The organism is Empedobacter sp. UBA3475 (assembly GCF_002378465.1).
Taxonomy (GTDB): Bacteria; Bacteroidota; Bacteroidia; order Flavobacteriales; family Weeksellaceae; genus Empedobacter; species Empedobacter falsenii_B.
Map to the genome: position 1 here is coordinate 128,820 of NZ_DFRA01000009.1, position 18,280 is coordinate 147,099.

14 protein-coding genes are annotated in these 18,280 nt (G+C 31.7%); 5 read left to right on the forward strand and 9 right to left on the reverse strand.

Features of this window, described 5'->3' with window-relative positions:
* The first annotated feature begins 20 nt into the window (after positions 1-20).
* From B3I31_RS02575 to B3I31_RS02585, 3 genes are all read left to right on the forward strand, one after another.
* Positions 21-2,819: a TonB-dependent receptor gene (locus B3I31_RS02575; protein ID WP_291087456.1), complete on the forward strand. Its 2,799-nt coding sequence runs from the start codon at positions 21-23 to the stop codon at positions 2,817-2,819.
* Between the two features lie 6 nt (positions 2,820-2,825).
* Complete coding sequence (locus B3I31_RS02580; protein WP_286494891.1) at positions 2,826-3,875, forward strand: phytase; 1,050 nt, start codon at positions 2,826-2,828, stop codon at positions 3,873-3,875.
* Between the two features lie 461 nt (positions 3,876-4,336).
* Positions 4,337-4,978 (forward strand): DUF6266 family protein, encoded by a 642-nt coding sequence (locus B3I31_RS02585; protein WP_125349470.1) that lies wholly within the window; start codon positions 4,337-4,339, stop codon positions 4,976-4,978.
* Positions 4,979-5,057: 79 nt separating this feature from the next.
* On the opposite strand, the gene B3I31_RS02590 is transcribed toward B3I31_RS02585, so the two are convergent.
* The 5 genes from B3I31_RS02590 to B3I31_RS02610 all read right to left on the reverse strand — a co-directional run bounded on the left by B3I31_RS02590 (position 5,058) and on the right by B3I31_RS02610 (position 12,068).
* Entirely contained in the window at positions 5,058-5,318 is a 261-nt protein-coding gene (locus B3I31_RS02590; RefSeq protein ID WP_125349469.1) for a helix-turn-helix domain-containing protein, read from the reverse strand.
* Between the two features lie 294 nt (positions 5,319-5,612).
* A complete protein-coding gene (locus tag B3I31_RS02595; protein WP_291048451.1) occupies positions 5,613-6,473 on the reverse strand; it encodes a glycerophosphodiester phosphodiesterase family protein in 861 nt (286 codons plus the stop codon).
* 11 nt (positions 6,474-6,484) lie between these two features.
* Positions 6,485-9,640 carry a TonB-dependent receptor gene (locus B3I31_RS02600; protein ID WP_291087459.1) on the reverse strand — a complete coding sequence of 1,052 codons (3,156 nt, stop codon included), beginning with the start codon at positions 9,638-9,640 and terminating at the stop codon, positions 6,485-6,487.
* Between the two features lie 211 nt (positions 9,641-9,851).
* Positions 9,852-11,066 (reverse strand): MFS transporter, encoded by a 1,215-nt coding sequence (locus B3I31_RS02605; RefSeq protein ID WP_291048458.1) that lies wholly within the window; start codon positions 11,064-11,066, stop codon positions 9,852-9,854.
* Positions 11,067-11,153: 87 nt separating this feature from the next.
* Positions 11,154-12,068: a helix-turn-helix domain-containing protein gene (locus B3I31_RS02610; RefSeq protein ID WP_125349466.1), complete on the reverse strand. Its 915-nt coding sequence runs from the start codon at positions 12,066-12,068 to the stop codon at positions 11,154-11,156.
* 256 nt (positions 12,069-12,324) lie between these two features.
* On the opposite strand from B3I31_RS02610, the gene B3I31_RS02615 reads away from it, so the two are divergent.
* Complete coding sequence (locus B3I31_RS02615; protein ID WP_291048463.1) at positions 12,325-13,092, forward strand: methyltransferase domain-containing protein; 768 nt, start codon at positions 12,325-12,327, stop codon at positions 13,090-13,092.
* Between the two features lie 45 nt (positions 13,093-13,137).
* Here B3I31_RS02615 and B3I31_RS02620 read toward each other — a convergent pair whose 3' ends face one another.
* From B3I31_RS02620 to B3I31_RS02630, 3 genes are read right to left on the reverse strand one after another with little or no spacing between them, the layout of a single operon-like run.
* Positions 13,138-14,325 carry an aspartate aminotransferase family protein gene (locus B3I31_RS02620; protein WP_221856827.1) on the reverse strand — a complete coding sequence of 396 codons (1,188 nt, stop codon included), beginning with the start codon at positions 14,323-14,325 and terminating at the stop codon, positions 13,138-13,140.
* Position 14,326: 1 nt separating this feature from the next.
* A complete protein-coding gene (locus B3I31_RS02625; protein WP_291048466.1) occupies positions 14,327-14,878 on the reverse strand; it encodes a hypothetical protein in 552 nt (183 codons plus the stop codon).
* A 39-nt stretch (positions 14,879-14,917) separates the two neighbouring features.
* Entirely contained in the window at positions 14,918-16,591 is a 1,674-nt protein-coding gene (locus B3I31_RS02630; RefSeq protein ID WP_291048470.1) for an OstA-like protein, read from the reverse strand.
* Positions 16,592-16,835: 244 nt separating this feature from the next.
* Here B3I31_RS02630 and B3I31_RS02635 point away from each other — a divergent pair, with 244 nt between their 5' ends.
* Positions 16,836-17,756 (forward strand): Dyp-type peroxidase, encoded by a 921-nt coding sequence (locus B3I31_RS02635; RefSeq protein ID WP_115000647.1) that lies wholly within the window; start codon positions 16,836-16,838, stop codon positions 17,754-17,756.
* Positions 17,757-17,817: 61 nt separating this feature from the next.
* On the opposite strand, the gene B3I31_RS02640 is transcribed toward B3I31_RS02635, so the two are convergent.
* Positions 17,818-18,270, reverse strand: a complete 453-nt coding sequence (locus tag B3I31_RS02640) for a Fur family transcriptional regulator (RefSeq protein WP_038331681.1) — start codon at positions 18,268-18,270, stop codon at positions 17,818-17,820.
* Positions 18,271-18,280 lie beyond the last annotated feature (10 nt).

An 18,280-nucleotide genomic window follows, 5' to 3' on the forward strand; every position in this document is an offset into this window, starting at 1 on the left:
TTGACGAAATTTAATTTCTAATGAAACATCTTTTAAAACTCTCCTTATTCATTCTAGGTCCATTCGTTTTGGCTCAAAGCGGTGTTATCTCAGGAAAAGTTGTAGATTCTAACGATCAATTTTCGTTACCAGGAGCTACAATTCGCATCGAGAATTCCAATAAATATACTGTATCTGACCAAAATGGTAATTATCAATTTCTAAATCTTACGCCTGGTATTTATACCATTTATATTGATTATTTGGGATACGAAACCATTTCAAAACAAATAGAAGTTACCGAAAATAAAACAGCCGTTATTGATTTTTCTCTAAACGCAGGTTACAATGAACTAAATGAAGTTGTTGTGGTTGGTGATTATTTAAAAGGGCAAGCAAAAGCATTGAATCAACAAAAAAATAACGGAAATATTACCAATATTATTTCTTCAGATCAAGTTGGTCGTTTTCCAGATTCTAACATCGGAGATGCGTTAAAACGTGTGACTGGAGTTACAATGCAAAACGATCAAGGTGAAGCCAGAAACATTATCATTAGAGGTTTATCGCCTGAATTAAATTCGGTCATGTTAAATGGAGATCGTATTCCATCTGCCGAAGGTGATAACCGAAATGTACAAATGGATTTGATTCCTGCGGAAATGATTTCATCTATCGAAGTGAACAAAACTTTGACACCAGATATGGATGCAGACGCAATTGGTGGAGCTGTAAATTTGATTACGCGTGCTGTTCCAAACAAAGAGCGTATTTCTATAACGGCTTCTGGTGGTTATGCACCAATTCGCGAAAAAGGCTTGTACAATTCAGCTTTTTTATATGGAAATAGATTCTTTGACAAGAAATTAGGTGTGGTTGTTTCAGGAAGTTATCAGGTTCAAAATTTTGGTTCGGATAATATCGAAGCAGTTTGGGACAAAGATGAAAATAAAACCTATTTGTCACAATTTCAGATTCGTAAATATGACATTCAACGCGTAAGAAGAAGTGCGTCTTTTTCGGCAGATTATAAGTTTAATGAAAACAATAGAATTGATCTTTCTGCTATTTACAATTGGCGTGACGACCGAGAAAATCGTTATAGAGTAACTTATCGCGATTTAGAATTTGATGAAAAAACAGGAACTTACACAGGAAATATACGTCGCGAAACAAAAGGTGGAATTAATAATAACCGCAATAAAAATGCACGTTTAGAAGATCAACGTGTTTACAATATATCGTTACGAGGAGAGCATTTATTATCTCCAAAAATCGATATGGATTGGGCTGTTTCTTATTCAAAAGCAAGCGAAGACAGACCAAATGAGCGCTACATCGATTATCGTGCAAAAGGTGTTACCTTTAATGAAGATTTATCTGATGCAAAATATCCAAATGTAACAACAACTTCTACAGAAGATTTGACCAAATTCAAAGTTGGTTCATTATCAGAACAACACGATTATACAGATGAAACAGAATTTGGTGCAAAGCTTAATTTCAGAGTTCCCTTAAGTCTTATTCCAAATCAGAAAGGACGCTTACGCTTTGGTGGTCGCCTTCGATTGAAAGACAAAGAGCGCGAAAATATTTTCTATTCATACGAAAGCATAGATGGAATGGGAAATTTGAGTACTCAAAATCCTGTAAATTGGTCAAGCAATCGTTTCAATGCTGGTAAAAAATACCAAGCTGGATATTTCTATTCAAATCATCAATTAGGAAATTTAGATTTAAACAATACAAATCTATTCAAATCTAACTTAGAACCTTCTGAATATCTAGCCTCTAACTATAAAGCGAAAGAATATATTTCGGCAGGATACATTCGTTGGGATCAAGATTTATCATCTAAAACATCTTTGATCGTTGGTGTTCGTATCGAAAATACTTCAATAGATTATACAGGGAATTATGTACAAGATGAAGAAGATTTAATTGGAGAAATCAAGCACAAAAACGATTATACCAATGTTTTACCAAGTCTTTCTTTGAAACATAAATTTACAAATGATTTTATTCTAAGAGCAGCGTTCACAACAAGTATTGCACGACCAAATTATTACAGTTTAGCTCCTTTTGTAAGTGTTTTAAAAGAAGATACAGAGCTTTTTGCAGGTAACCCAAATCTAAAAGCAACCTATGCCATAAACTATGATTTAATGGCTGAAAACTATTTCGAAAATATCGGAATTGTTTCAGGAGGATTTTTCTACAAAAAATTAAACGATTTCATCTATACCTACAAAAACAATACATTTACAACAAATGATTTCCAAACACTTTTTCCTGACGTAGCAAACCCAGTTCCTGCTGGAGAAAACTGGAAAATGACACAAGCTAGAAATGGAGATCACGTGAATGTTTTTGGGTTTGAGGTAGCATTTCAGCGTCAATTAGATTTCATTCCAGGCGAATTTTTCAAACATTTAGGAATTTACCTTAACTATACATACACCGATTCGAAAGCGAAAGGAATTACCAATGAAGATGGTGATTTGAGAGAAGATCTTGATTTACCTAAAACAGCTCCACACATGTTCAATGGTTCGTTAGCATTCGAGAACAAAAAGTTCTCTGCGCGTATTTCGGTTAATTATACCGCCGCTTATTTAGACGAAATTGGAGGAAATGCTTTCGAGGATAGTTACTATGACAAACAATTATTTTTAGATGCAAATGCGTCGTATAAATTCTCAAATCAATTACGAATTTTTGCAGAAGCAAACAATTTAACAAATCAACCTTTACGTTATTACCAAGGAGTTTCGAGTCAAACAATGCAACTCGAATATTATCAACCACGTTTTACTTTAGGTCTAAAATTTGATTTCTAAACAATTATGAAAAAAATATTCATCACATTATCACTCTTCACTATTCTATTTTCTTGTGAATCCTCTAAACTGGCTCCAATTCCTACAAATGCAGTAAAACCAACTGTTACAACACAGCAAACACCAAATGATACTGATGATCCTGCAATTTGGATCAATTATCAGAATCCAGAAAAATCACTTATTATTGGAACAGACAAACAAGAAGAGACGGGCGGTTTATATGCCTATGATTTGAATGGTAAAATCGTAAACCAAATCGTTCCACTTAATCGTCCAAATAATGTAGATGTGATGTACGGTTTTCCTCTGAATGGAAAAAACATTGACATTGCAGTGCTTACCGAACGTGCAAACAATAAAATTAGAATTGTTTCGCTTCCAGATTTTAAATTGATTGACAATGGCGGAGTCGAAGTTTTCAAAGACGAAACATTACGAGACCCAATGGGAATTGCGCTCTACAAAAGCAAAAACAACAAGTTTTATGCAATCGTTGGTCGTAAAGACGGTGTAAGTGGCGAATACCTACATCAATATGCATTAGAAAACAAGAACGGAAAAATAGAAGCAACTTTAGTACGCAAATTTGGAAATTATTCGGGTAATAAAGAGATTGAAGCCATTGCAGTTGACGAAGAATTAGGCTTTATTTATTATGCTGACGAAACAGCAGGAATTAGAAAATATTATGCTGATCCAGAAAAAGGAAACGAAGAAATTGCATTTTTTGGGCAAAAAGATTTTAAACGCGACCACGAAGGAATTGCAATTTATAAAACCAATGCAACAGATGGCTATATCTTAATTTCGGATCAACAAGCAAATTATTTTAATGTATACAAACGACAAGGTGAAGCTTCAAATCCGAATGAACACAAATTGATTGCTAAAATCCCAGTTTCTACTATCGAATGTGACGGAGCTGATGCTATAAACTTCAATTTTGGAACTAAATTCCCAAAAGGTTTCTTTGTTGCTATGAGCAATGGAAAAACATTCCAAATCTATGATTGGCAAATAATTCAAAACGAAATTGATAAACAAGCAAAATAATTATACATTCACACATAAAAAATCCGAGCTCATAGCTCGGATTTTTTAGTTATATAGCAACACCTTTTTTGTCAATATAACATCATTTGCACTTATATTTTTTTGTAAACAAAGCCAATCAAAACAAACTTTATGAAAATTTTCTACATATTTTCTACATAAAAACTTCTACTCCACTTCATCGAACAAACATCGAACAAACATCGAAGAACAAATATAGAATAGATATAAAACCATCGAAGAACTATCGAAGAATCATCGAAAAAACAAACACATAAAAACAGTACATAACTTATAATCAATTGATAATCAATTAATAGAAAAGACAAAAACAGATAACCAAGGAAAAAGAAAGAAAAATAAGGAAAAAACCTGACAATTAGAGAAATTTTAAGAAAATAGAATTTTTGTCAATATATATTGCTGAACTTTAGCATAATAACCCCTAAAAAAATAAAACAATGGGAAAAATTTATGATTCACTTTTAGCAGGCTCTTCAGGACGCACAGGGCGTATAGTTGTAGCAAATGTAAATGGTCACGAGATTTCAAGAATCAGACCTAAAAAAAGAACCAAAGCACCATCAGAAAAACAATTACTCGTTCAGCAAAGAATGAAACTTGCCATAGACTTTATGACCTCATACAGAGCCTATGCTTGCAAACACTATGGTTATCGTACAGGCATGCGATCTTCTTACAATCAAGCGTTTACCAACATCACAACAAACCTTGTAATAGACTATTCAACAGCCACTATAACACCAAATTACCAAAATATTTGTTTCTCCAAAGGTGCATTATTAGCCGCCATTCCATTATCTATTACTTTAGTATCAGCCGCAATGGTCGAGATAAACTGGCAGAACAATGCTTCACCCACATCAGACACAGCTACAGATATGTTGCAAATATTAGTAGCAGTAGAAAACGAAAACAATACATTTTTTATTGAAAATGCAACAGAACGAATGAACGAAACTTACACTTTAAGCCTATCCAACTTTCAAATAGGTAAAACCCTACACTTTTGGATTGCCTTCCGTTCACAAACAGAAGACCAAGTGTCAAACTCAGTTTATTTAGGTGCCATTAGTACTTAAAAACATATTCCTAAGGCTAAAATAATCTAATCATATTTAGCCTTAGGAATATTAAAGTTAAATGACCCACATAAAATTGTCAATCATTATACCTCTTCAAAATATCCAAAAACAATAAACTCCTCAAATAGTAGTTCTTAGAACCTAATCTAAAAAACTTAATCTCACCTTTTTTGCGACACCTATCCAGAGTCTTTTCAGATATACCAAACAATTCAGCAACCTCTTGATCCGTCATCAACTCATCTTTAGTCAATTTAAAATCCTTTGTACTATAACGTTCTACAAACTCCGCATAGATTTGCTGAAGTTCCAAAAATGTAAATTCTGTTTCCTTCATACTACAGCTTTTATAAAAACAATACACATTGGTAATTATTTAATAATGACTAATTTACAAATAAATAAAATATAATACCATATATTAAGCATTTAACTCACAAAGCTTGTTGTATAAATGAAGAAAATAGCCTCTCAAGAAGATAATAAGGCTGTAATCATCCAAGACTCTAAAATCACAAAATGAAAAGAATCTTTTTACATGAAGAATGCACAACTGAAATAAATTTAGTTAACCAAAAAAAAATCCTATTCGAAACAAATAGGATGTATTCTGCTAAATATTTTAATAAAATTACTTGTAGTTAATGAATTGCGAAGGATAATCTGTTTCAATAATATCTGGTCGAGAAATTAAATGCTGAATATAACCCCTTGCCCTTTCTATATCGGTTGGCAATTTATCCGTAGAAGGCGCAATGGCAATCATCACCATAACACCTTTTTTACGCAAATAAGCTATCATTTCTTTTTGTTCTTCTTTCACTTCCAAACCAATCCAAGCAATCATTCTATCATACGAAACATTTAGTTTCTCAAAACTTTCAACATCTTTCATCGAATGAAAAGGTTTCATAAACATTACATACTCAAGATGTTTTGCATAATAAGCAACCTCATCATCTTTTCGCAAACCTAAAACTACATTAGGATAAGGATTTTCTTTCAGAAATTTCACATAAGTTGCATACGGAACACCTTTATTATCCAATTGAAAAATAGTTTTTCCTTGACTCCAATCCAAAGCTTCTTTTAGTGTCGGAATTTTAAAATCAGTCAACTTTCCTTCCCTATCTTTTAATTTCGCATGTTTTATTTCAGCATAGGTATAATCTTTTACCTTTCCTTGCATATTTGTCGTACGATTCAAGGTATCATCGTGCATCAAAATAAGAACAGAATCTTTTGTAAGTTGAGGATCTATCTCAAAAAAAGAAGGCATAATAGACAAGGTTTTCTCAAAAGCCTCAATACTATTTTCAGGATAACCAGGCATCATACCTCCTCTATGTCCCGAAATAATAACAGGTTTATTTTCATCTTGTTCAAAATATGATTTCAACTCATCAAAACTCTTAATATCAACCGTATGCAACTGAGCATTAGCCACAGCAACTGTGGCTAAAACACTCAATAAACTAATTATTCTTTTCATAAAAATGATAATTAAAAACTATATCTAAATCCTATCTGAATTTGATAAGGACTAAACGCATAACTTGTTTTTCCTGTATTAGTATTTACATTATATACAAAATGCTTCTCTGTCGCATCAAAACTTTTAATTGAATAAATATTTTGCTTTCCAATACGAGGACCAACACCCCAATCTTTACTCAATAAATTCGCTACATTGAAAATATCAAAACCAACTTCAAATTTATGCTTCTCAATAATATTGAACTTCTTTGTTAAACGCAAATCAAACGTTCCAGCAAACCCATTAATACCTCCATTTCTTTCTGCTATTTTTCCAAAACTTTTGCGGATATAATCTTTTGTATGTTTTTCTACTTCTGGATTATCTAAAATTGCCTGAATTCCTTTCTTTAAATAATCTGGTGTTGATGCACTATTTGGATCATAGATATAAGCCAAATCATTCGAATTCACAAAATCTCCATTCATGTTACCATTCACTGCCAACGAATAACGAGTTCCTCCTATTCCACTAAAACGAATACCAGCAGTCATTCCCCAAAAAGTTGGTGATTGTCCATACACAACCAGTTTATGACGGAAATGTGTATCAGAATAATTCATTTTACTTAAATTTCGAGGATCTTCAGCAACCATCAAACTCAACGTCGCTGTATTCGCAACATTACCATTATAAGAAGTATTATCTTTCGAATCATTCCAAGTATATGAAACAGAAATCTGTCCATCCTTGAAATAACGATACATACCATCTAACACAAATGCATATTGATCTTTTTTACCATCACTAATTAATTCTAAAACGCGACCTAAATCTTTCGTTTTTCTACCATTTACCCAGTTTGCTGCTCCATTTTTTGTATTAATAGACGCTGCAGGCACATAAACACCACGATTCGCTTCTTCCGCAATTCTAAAAAAAGGTTCGTCAACCATATTACGATCCACATACATGTAGTTATTACGCGCCCAGTTTGCATAAGCACTAATTCCGACACGCAAACGATCACTAAAGAAATGGTTATAAGAAGCATTTAATTTATACACAGTTGGCACTTTCGCATCTTTACTATTCGCATTTATTGTGATTAATTTCTCAATGTTAGGATTATTGAACAAATCTTTTCCTGGAGCAGTATCAGGATTTTGTCTATAACCGATAAAATCTGGCGTTGGCACTAAAGCTCCTTCAATATCTACAGCAGCAACCTTTGTTCCATCAAATAACATATTATTAATCATAGAATAAGGATTAAGTGAAGAACCAAAAATTCCTCCTCCAAATTTCACGAAATCTTTTCTATTTTGATTAACATCCCACGTCAATTGAAAACGAGGTTGTATTTGCCACGTATTGATTTTATTATCTGTTCTAACACCCAATTGTTTATCAGCAACTTCATTATAGTTTGCGCCATTCAAGTATTGCATATTCTCTACACGCAAACCAGCCATCAAATCTAAACCTGGAGAAATTTCTGTTTCCATTTGTCCATAAACAGCAGAACTTAGTTGATTAATAACTGTAGATGGATCGTCCGTTAATCTAATCTCTCTTGCATAACGATAGGGCGTCATGTTCTTGAAATTGTCCATACCAGTAAAATAAAAACGTCCGTTCATTTCACTACCATACACATTTACCATTCTGTAATACGAGAAATCTCCACCAAAAGTATATTTGATATTATTTCGATTGATGTAAATATTATTCACCAATTGCACCACATCCCCTTTAAACCATTCTGGTGAAAAGCGTTGTCCACCTAACTGAATATTTGTAAACTGATTTTTACCATTAATCGTAGAACTAATTCCTTCTACAATCGCACGCGGAATAGATGCAGTTGGTAATTCCTTTGATGCTAATACAGATTGGTTCTCTAAAAAATACTGAACTTTTAATTCATTTGTAATATCATCATTAATATCAGTTCTCAACGATAACATCAAACTATTATCAGTTTTCTTACGATCAATATACGATTCGTACATATTGATTCTTGTATTATCACCTTCTGATAATAAATCTTTTTCGTGTACAAAATTATTACGAAGCGTTAATAAATTTCTTGCATTAATCTGCCAATCTAAACGTAAAAATGCAGCATTTGTATCTTTATTCTTGTTAAATGATCCAAATTGAGGATTATTTGAAACGCCATATTTTTCACGCGCAATGCTCAAAAATTGATCTAAAGTAGATTGCGTTACATTAAATAAAGCTTCATCACTTTCATTATTAATATTTGCAATGAATAATGGACGTTTATCAACTTGTCTATCCCAAGCAACAAAAAAGTGCGCTTTATCTTTCTTAATTGGTCCTCCCAAAGAAAAACCATATTGATAAGTAGAGAACTCATTATCTCGTTTATTTCCACGAATATCATACGGACTCGAAAGCCAATCTGTACGACCATACAAAAATGCACTTCCTTGCATTTTATTCGTCCCAGACTTTGTAACAGTACTAATTGTTCCACCACCAGCACGCCCGTTTGTTACATCATATTCATTTGTTACCACTTTAAACTCACGAATCGCTTCCATCGAAATAGAATAAGAAGACGAAGTAGAACCTCCTGCAATAGTACCTCTATTAGACATTCCATCTATCGTATAATCAACAGACGAAGATAATTGACCACCAATACTTGTTCCATTGCTCAACGGAGATAAATCTATTAAAGAAGTGAAATTTCGTCCATTTACAGGTAAAGTTTGTAAATCTTTTGCCGATACAGAAGTAGACGCACCAACTTGTTTAATAGAACTTTTTAAAGTTTGCCCACTTACCATCACTTCATTCAATTCAGTCGTTCCATTTGTAAATTTGAACGGAACCCAAATTAAATCTCCTTGATTCAAACTATATCCTTCTAAGATCTCCTCACCATGTTCTTCCGAAATAATAGTAACTGTATAAGGAGAACCTAATGGCAACTGCTTTAAGTTATACTCTCCTTTTTCATTCGTTTTCGTAGAAGCTGTAAATCCTGTCGATTCATTTTTCACAACAATGGTTACATTGTGCAAATCGAATCCATTAACATCAGTAATTTTTCCCGATATACCTGCTAAATCTCCCTGTGCATAAACTGCAGTAGTTGCTCCCATCACAAAAACAACTGCTGATAGTTGAAATAAATTAAGTTTCATGTATATGTTTTATTTGAAACCCAAAATTATTTTTTACCTCACAATATGGTGTTACTTAATAATTAAGAAAGCTTTAACTAAAAGTCATAAAAAAGTTAACAGTTACAAGAAATTTAAACGTTTAATAAACCTTAAGAATTTGGTTTTAAGATTTAAAAGAGTATTTAAAGAAAATAATATGTTAAAAATCCGAGCATTCGCTCGGATTTAATTATACGATTATAGCTTTTTTTCGTGTAGATTTCTTCATTCTATACATAACGTAAATAATTACAGATAATAGAAATGAAAAAATAAAGTATCGGATTGCTAACCCATTTTGAGTATCAACTTTACCAGTACTTGAGATAATAAAACTTGTAAGCGAAGTAATAATATACGTCATTCCTCCCATCAAACCACCAGCAACACCAGCATTTTTAGGAAAAGCCATCATATTTGAAGTAAAGAATGATGTGAATAAAATTCCCGAACAAATATGAATGAAAAACGCAAAGAATAATAAAACAAATAGATTTTGAACAAAGAAACCTGCGATAATCAAAAGAGAAATCAAAACTAATTGTACAATAATAGGTAAAGCTATACTTTCTTTAAAGTCAAGATGCATTCTTTTCTTTCCTACAAATCCGCCAATCATCCACGAAAAACCTAAAATTAAAGTTGAATAACCAATCACTACAGAATTAAAATGATAGGTATTTTCAATTAAAAACGGACCAATAATATTGAAAATCATTACAATAGAATAAGCAACAGCCTGTATCATAATTCCAACTATAAATAATTGATTGCTAAGCATCATTCTATAAGTATCAATAACGTTTTTCAAATTCAATTTAGTCTTTTCAACAATACTTTCCCCACTAAAAATCAATTCAAAAATTAAAATTAAAGCAGCGTAAATAGCTAAAAAATAAAAATTCGCATGCCAATTGAACAACTTTTCTAAATATCCACCTAAAAATGGAGCCAAAATAGGTCCGCATGACCAAACAATCGTGAAATAACCTAAATAATGTTTCGCCTTTTCTGGTGTATGAATATCAATAAAAAGTGCTCGAGTTGCAATAACAATAATCGCAACTGAAATTCCTTGAATAATTCGAAGAAAACAAATCAACAAAATGCTATCTGTACTCGCGATAACTAAACTTGTGATTAATACGACAAATAATGCTACAATTTTTGGATAATATCGTCCAATTGCATCCAAAATACTTCCAATAAACAATTGAGATAAACCATAACTCAATAAAAAACAAGTCAGAGTTAATTGAATACTACTTTCTGGAACTATCAACGATTTTGCCATCGACGGAAATGACGGCAAATAGATATCTGTTACAAATCCCGAAATTGGAATCGAAAAGAAACCAAGTATACTTATAATTTTTTTCCTTTTTTCTGATGCTTCTCTCAACATAAATCATTTTTTACTATGCAAAAGTAAAATGAATGTGAAATTGAGGAATTAAAAAAGACAAATAAAAAATTACAAAAATCAAATAAATTAATTTTCTTGTTTAAATTTTAATGGAGAAGTTAAAGTATGTTTTTTAAAAAAATTATTAAAATGAGCAGGTTCCTCAAAACCTAATGTATAACCAACTTGCGCAATATCCCAATCAGTATACAACAACAGGTTTTTAGCTTCTTCAACTATTTTCTGTTTAATAATTTGTGTCGTTGTTTGTTTTGTTACAGATTTCACAGATGAGTTGAGATGATTTACATGAATATTTAATTTCGTTGCAAAATCAGCGGGTGTTTTCAAAATAAGTGGATGAGCAGGTGAATCTAGTGGAAATTGTTTATTTAATAATTCATCAAACTTCTTATACAATCTCACATTTGATGGCAATTCAACCGCATGTATTTCATCAACTTTTTGTTCTAAAACATAATGAAAAATAGCAGATAAATGATTACGAATACTAAAATATCTCAATTGATAATTGGATTGATTAAGACGATACATTTCCTGAAAATAAGACAAAATCAAAGGCAATTGTTCATCAGAAATCTCAATAAAAGGAGAACTCCAATCTTTAAACAAAGATGTTTTTTTGAAGACATCAAACTCTTTATTTTCAGAAAAAAATTGTTGATTGAATAAACAAAAATAACCTTCTTGCAAACTCGATTTACATTCCCAAGTATAAGAAATATGCGGAGATGGAAGAAATAAAACCGGTTTAGAAATATATCTTTCATTATTTCCATATTTAAAAATTCCTTCACCAATCAACAAACTGATTTTGTAATAATCTCGCCGACTATATGGACTTTTAAAACTACAATATTTACGCAAAGAAATATTAAAATGCGCTTTATCGTGTTCAAAGTTAGCAGAATTCATCAATTCGGCTTGTTCTAAACTAATTTTATTATAATAATCTGCAATAGTTTCTAATTCTTGACTCATCTTTATTCTTACAAAATTCAAATAAACGACATTTTAGAATAATTATATGTTAAAAACTACATTAATCATAATATTACCTATTGTGCATTTTGATAATTTTAGCAATTAAACCGTCAATTCGAGTAAAATTCTTTTAGAATTTTTATTCATTTCATTTCTTCAAATCACTCGAACTGACAAATTTTTATTCAAAATACACAGTGGATTAAGTATTATAAAATTTCATTAACTTTAATCACATTCAAAACTCAATAAAATGCCTTGGAATCCCGAAAGATATAATCAATTCAAAAATATTCGTTATCAACCTTTTTATGATTTAGCGGATTTAATTTCTACTAATAATTTGAAAAATTGCATAGATGTAGGTTGTGGAACTGGCGAACAAACAGCAATTCTCGCTAATAAATTTGAACATGCTAATTTTTTAGGAATTGATTCTTCTAAGGAAATGCTCGAAAAGTCAAAAGAATTTGATTTAGCCAATCTTACATTTCAACAACAAACGATTGAAAATTTTGCAAATTCAGATACAACTTGGGATTTAATTTTTAGTAATGCAGCGTTACAATGGTCGGATAATCATGAAGAATTGTTTCCTAAATTAATCTCAAAACTGAATGTTAATGGACAATTTGCAGTGCAAATGCCTTGTCAAAAAGATAATGTATTGAATGTTATTTTGAGTGATTTAGCACGAGAAAAACCTTTTGCGGATTATTTGAATAATTTTCATCGAGATTCTCCTTTGTTAACGATAGATGATTATGCGAAAATCATATTTGATAATGGATTGAAGGATTTGAACATAAACATGAAAGTTTATCCAATTTACGGAAATGACGAAACAGAATTTTATAATTTCATTTCTGGTTCTGCTTTGATTCCTTATATGGAGCGTTTAACGACTAAACATCAAGAATTATTTACGACAGAATTTAAAACGAGAATTAAGAAATATTATAAGACTTTTCCTGCAATTTATTCCTTTAAGAGAATATTGTTGTATGGAAGAAAGAGTTAAACAAAAAGAGAATCAATTATGATTCTCTTTTTTGTTTATTAAAATTTAATCTAAATCGTCTAATACAGATTTTAAGATATCACAACCTTTTATAATATCTTCATCCGAAATATTAATTGGCGGTGTAATTCGTAAATTCTCGATGCTATACATTAAAAAGAAAAGAATCAAGCCTCTATTCATACATTCTTGCTGAACGCGCAACGTATATTCTGGCGATGATAACTCAGGAGCTAACATCAAACCTTTTCCGTGAATTTTCTTAATTTTTGGATGCTGAAGATTTTCTCTGAATAATTGTTCTTTACGATCAATATCATCCATTAATTTCTCTTCTTCTATAACATTTAGTAATTCTAAAGCTGCAGCTGCAATCACAGGATTTCCTCCGAAAGTCGTAATATGTCCCAATTGAGGATTTTGCTTAAGAGAACTCATAATTTTATCAGAAGTCATAAACGCACCAACAGGTAAACCACTTGCCATACCTTTTCCCATTGCCACAATATCTGGCACAACACCAAAATGCTCGAAACCAAACAATTTCCCTGTACGTCCAAATCCTGGCTGAATTTCGTCCATAATCAATAATGCACCAACTTCTTCGCAACGCTTTTTCAACTTGATAAAGAAATCATTTTCTGGTAATCTAAAACCAGAAGCACCACGAATACTTTCTACAATAACACCAGCCGTTTCTTTGGTAATTTTTTGTAAATCTTCTTCGTTATTAAAATCGATGAAATAAACTTCTGGTAACAATGGTCGGAAAGCAGCTTTCTTACGTTCATCACCCGAAACACTTAATGAACCATGTGTATTCCCATGATAGGCATTACGAAAAGAAATCAATTGACGACGACCTGTAAAACGTTTCGCTAATTTAAGCGAAGCTTCAATCGCTTCTGTTCCAGAATTCACCAAATAAACTTGATCCAATCCTTCTGGTGTTAAATCAACCAATCGCTTGCATAATTCGACTGGTTTTTCTTGCGCATATTCACCATAAACAGCGACATGCATATATTTGTTTACCTGATCTATAATCGCTTGATTGATACGCGGATGGCTATGTCCAAGTGTATTCACCGAAACGCCAGCCACAAAATCAAGATAGGCTCTTCCATCCTTTCCATAGATATAAGAGCCCTTTGCGTAATCGACTTCAAAACCAGATGCAAAATTTGTTGTTTGCGCCTGATATTTGAAAAATCCTTCTTTTAATGTTCCCATTTTATTTTAATAAAAAAAGCACAGCTGCACCGCCCATTGCATACGCTGCAACAGTAAGAGCATCTGATTTACCTTTCGAAAATTTTCTTATTTTGAACGATGAAATATCATTTTTATGAAACTTCAATTCTTTTTCTGTTCCTTTTACAACAGCATATAAGGTATCAGCTTTCCATTGCTTTGCCTCTATTGTATATTCTTTTCCTTGCGCATCTACTTTATAAAATTGATCGGGTTTGATAACATCCGAAATATTAATTGTAGAAGGATCTATCGCTACTTTCTCTTCTTTATTCTCTTGTTTTTTAGCTTTTAATGCAGCTAATTTTTCTTTACTTTCTGAAAGAGATGAACTAATTGCATTTTCATTAGGACTTTTGCGTTCTCTTCTCAATTCAGCAATATCAGCTCTGGAACGACTTCTTTCATTAGAGTTAGCCGTCTGATTATTGCCTTTAGACATTTCCAAAGCATATTCGTCAGGATCAAAAGCTTTGTAAGTATAACAACTTGATAATAATAGAATAGATAATATGATAGATGTAGTTTTCATTTATAGTTTTAGAAATTAAACGATTAATTTATGAAAAGATTATTTCGATTCGATAAAAATATCTCGCCAAGTGTTTAATCGTTCAGAAATTCGCCATTTAAAATCGGGTAAATAACGCATTTCTTCAGGAAATTTAGACAATGGATACATTTTTCCGTCCGATTTTATGCGACATGCAACCAATTCAACATCTTTTCCTACAACATCAACTTCTATAATTCCGCAATAAGAAATATTAACTCCATAACGTTCTTTCACTTTCGTTTTTTGATCCGTATCATCCATGTACGTCAACGCGACAGCATTTTCTTCTACATTTATAAAATCAATTTTATCATCCTGAAAAAGAACAGTTAAATATTTTCCTTTGATTTGATGATATTCATTTTCCACAAGCGAATCCACTTTAGCAATCACAAAAGCATTATTAAACACTTTCATCGAGTCTAATTTTTCTGTTTTCGCATTTGTATACGCTTCGATATAATCTCCTGTAACTTGGTTATCACCAGAAAATAAAATTGGATCTTTGTAAAATTGCATCAATCCTTTAGTTTGATTGTACACCAAAGAATCTGCTTTTCCGTTCGCATTCGATTTGTAAAAACGCGCTTTATGAAAAGCTTTCACCAATGAAGTCGAATCAACATCGTGACGTTTTACCGCCAACAACGTATCAGCACTTATGTAAAGCGAATCTTTATCAAACGCTTTCACAGCATACGCGTTCTTCGTTACAAAAGCCGAATCTAAGTATTTAAAAGCTTCTCCGTAATCACCTTTCAAAAATCTTTTTTCTAATGGATCATCCAAAAAAACATCGCCTTCACCTTTACCAAAACCTGTTTTATCGTTGAAATAAAGTTTTTTAGCCGTCAACGTTTTGTTTTGATAATAAACTTTTGAATTTCCTCTTAACCAAGCTTCACCTGTTTTTTTATTAAAATCTCCATCCGAAGTAATGATATATTGTGATGGATCATTTCGACGTGTAATTTTAGAATAATCGCGGAAAGTTGTAATTCCCGTAATATCATTCGTCGTCATTTTTCTCGAATAAATCGTATAATCTTTATTCGTAATAAAAACTTCTGAACCAAAATTTGCCGATTTAGACTTTACATTATACACAACATTTCGTCCTTCGACTAAAGTTCCATCAGAACCAATTGTTTTGTAAGTATCATTTACAATAATATTTCCTGTCAATCGTTCGTAAATCATTTTCTCAGAACTTATTTGTTGCGTAGGTATCTTCACTTCTACTTTCCCAATACCAGTCGCAATCTCGGTTGTACGATTATAATCCATATAATCTGCCGTAATACGAGAACTTGGATCAGTCAACACCACATCTTTGAAAGCTTTTGCAATTGTTGTGTTTCCGTCATACTCCATTTTATGCGCCGTAATTGTTTTGTCTTTGCTCACCAAACGTGCATTCGACCAAACAACAGCCAAGTTTTTATCACGATACAAAACCGCACTATCAGCCGAAATTACATCACCTTTATATTCGATTACAACATTTCCTGATAAAAAATCATTTCCCTCAAAACGTTTCGGATCATGTTCTACTAAATCAGCATGCCTTAGATTAACTTTTTCTTTTTTAGGTTTCTGTTGCGCAAAAGCACTTATCGTCATAAAACATGAAAGTAAAAAAGCAACTTTCAAGCCTGTTTTATTTCTATTTATATAATTAATTAACAATTACTTATTATTTTTATTTAATCTCTATTTCACTTCAAAAAAGTGCTAGCCAAAATTAGTATTATTTTTTTAGTCCTAAAAATTAATTATTACGTTAAAACGTGCTTTAATACTTAAAATTTTCATAATATTTTAATCAATATGATAGATTTTCAAGTCTTAATTTAATTAAAAAAATAACGATTATTCATCAAATTCAGTTTTAAAATTCTTAACTTCATATTCAATTTTATAAATCTATTAAATGCCTCAATATCAAAATGTATTAGACAGTCCAAACACCAATACTATTTTTATGGTTTGGAATTTTAAGGAAAATACTGCTTACAAAGATGCTTTCAAAAAGCTTTGCGCTTTAATTATCAATCTCAATCATTCAGCCAATACACGTTTTCCGAAAACGCAATCGAGCGTTATTTTAGGAATTAGTTACGATGCTTGGATAAAATTAAATTTACCAAAACCTTTGCCGAAAGAATTAAAACCTTTTGTTGCCATTAAAGGAGAAAAGCATGAAGCCGTTTCTACAAAAGGCGATATTCATTTTCATATCCGCTCTACGCAACAAAGCTATTGCGTTGATATTGTTTCTAATTTGACTGATTTATTGAATGATGTTGCTACTTGTCAAGAAGAAATTCATGGTTTTAGATATTGGGATGGTCGTAGTATTTTAGGTTTTGTTGATGGAACTGAAAATCCACAAGGTAACGAAAGAATAAATTTTGGTTTGATTGGCAATGAAGATTCTGCTTATACAAATGGAAGTTATTTATTTGTGCAAAAATACATTCATGATATGCAAGCTTGGAAAGATTTACCAATTTCTGAACAAGAAAAAGTAATTGGAAGATCTAAAGTTGATGATATTGAAATGAATGACGATGAAAAACCCTCGAATTCACATTCTGCATTAGCAAATGTTGGAGATGACAAAAAAATTGTTCGCGATAATATGCCTTTTGGAAATATGTCGACAAATGAAATGGGAACCTATTTTATTGCTTATGCTAGAAAGTTTAGCATTGTAGAAGAAATGTTAGAACGCATGTTTGTTGGTGAACCTATCGGAAACTATGATCGAATATTAGATTTTAGTAAAGCTAAAACTGGAACTTTATTTTTTGTTCCTTCTTTTGATTTGTTAGATCAATTTTCTAATTAAAAATAACAAAAAAGACCTTTTACGAAATCGTAAAAGGTCTTTTTATTTTATAAAATCAAGGTTATTTATTCTTACGAGTTCCGTAAAAATATAATGAATGATTATCAATTTTGATATCAAAAATATCTTCTATCGTTTGTTTGATAGATTGGATTCTTGGATCACAAAACTCCAATACTTCTCCTGTATCAGACAAAATAATATGGTCATGATTTTTGTCGAAATATGATTTTTCGTAATGCGCTTGTTGATCTCCAAACTGATGTTTACGCACCAATTTTGCTTCCATCAAAAGCTCGATAGTATTGTATAAAGTAGCACGACTAACGCGGTATTTCTTATTTTTCATTTTGATATACAACATATCAATATCAAAATGATCATCTGTAAAATAAATTTCCTCTAAAATAGCATAACGTTCAGGTGTCTTACGATGTCCATTGTCTTCCAAAAAATTCGTAAACACTTGCTTTACTATTTCGTAATTACTTGATTTTACTGATTCGTCTGTCATATAAAAAATT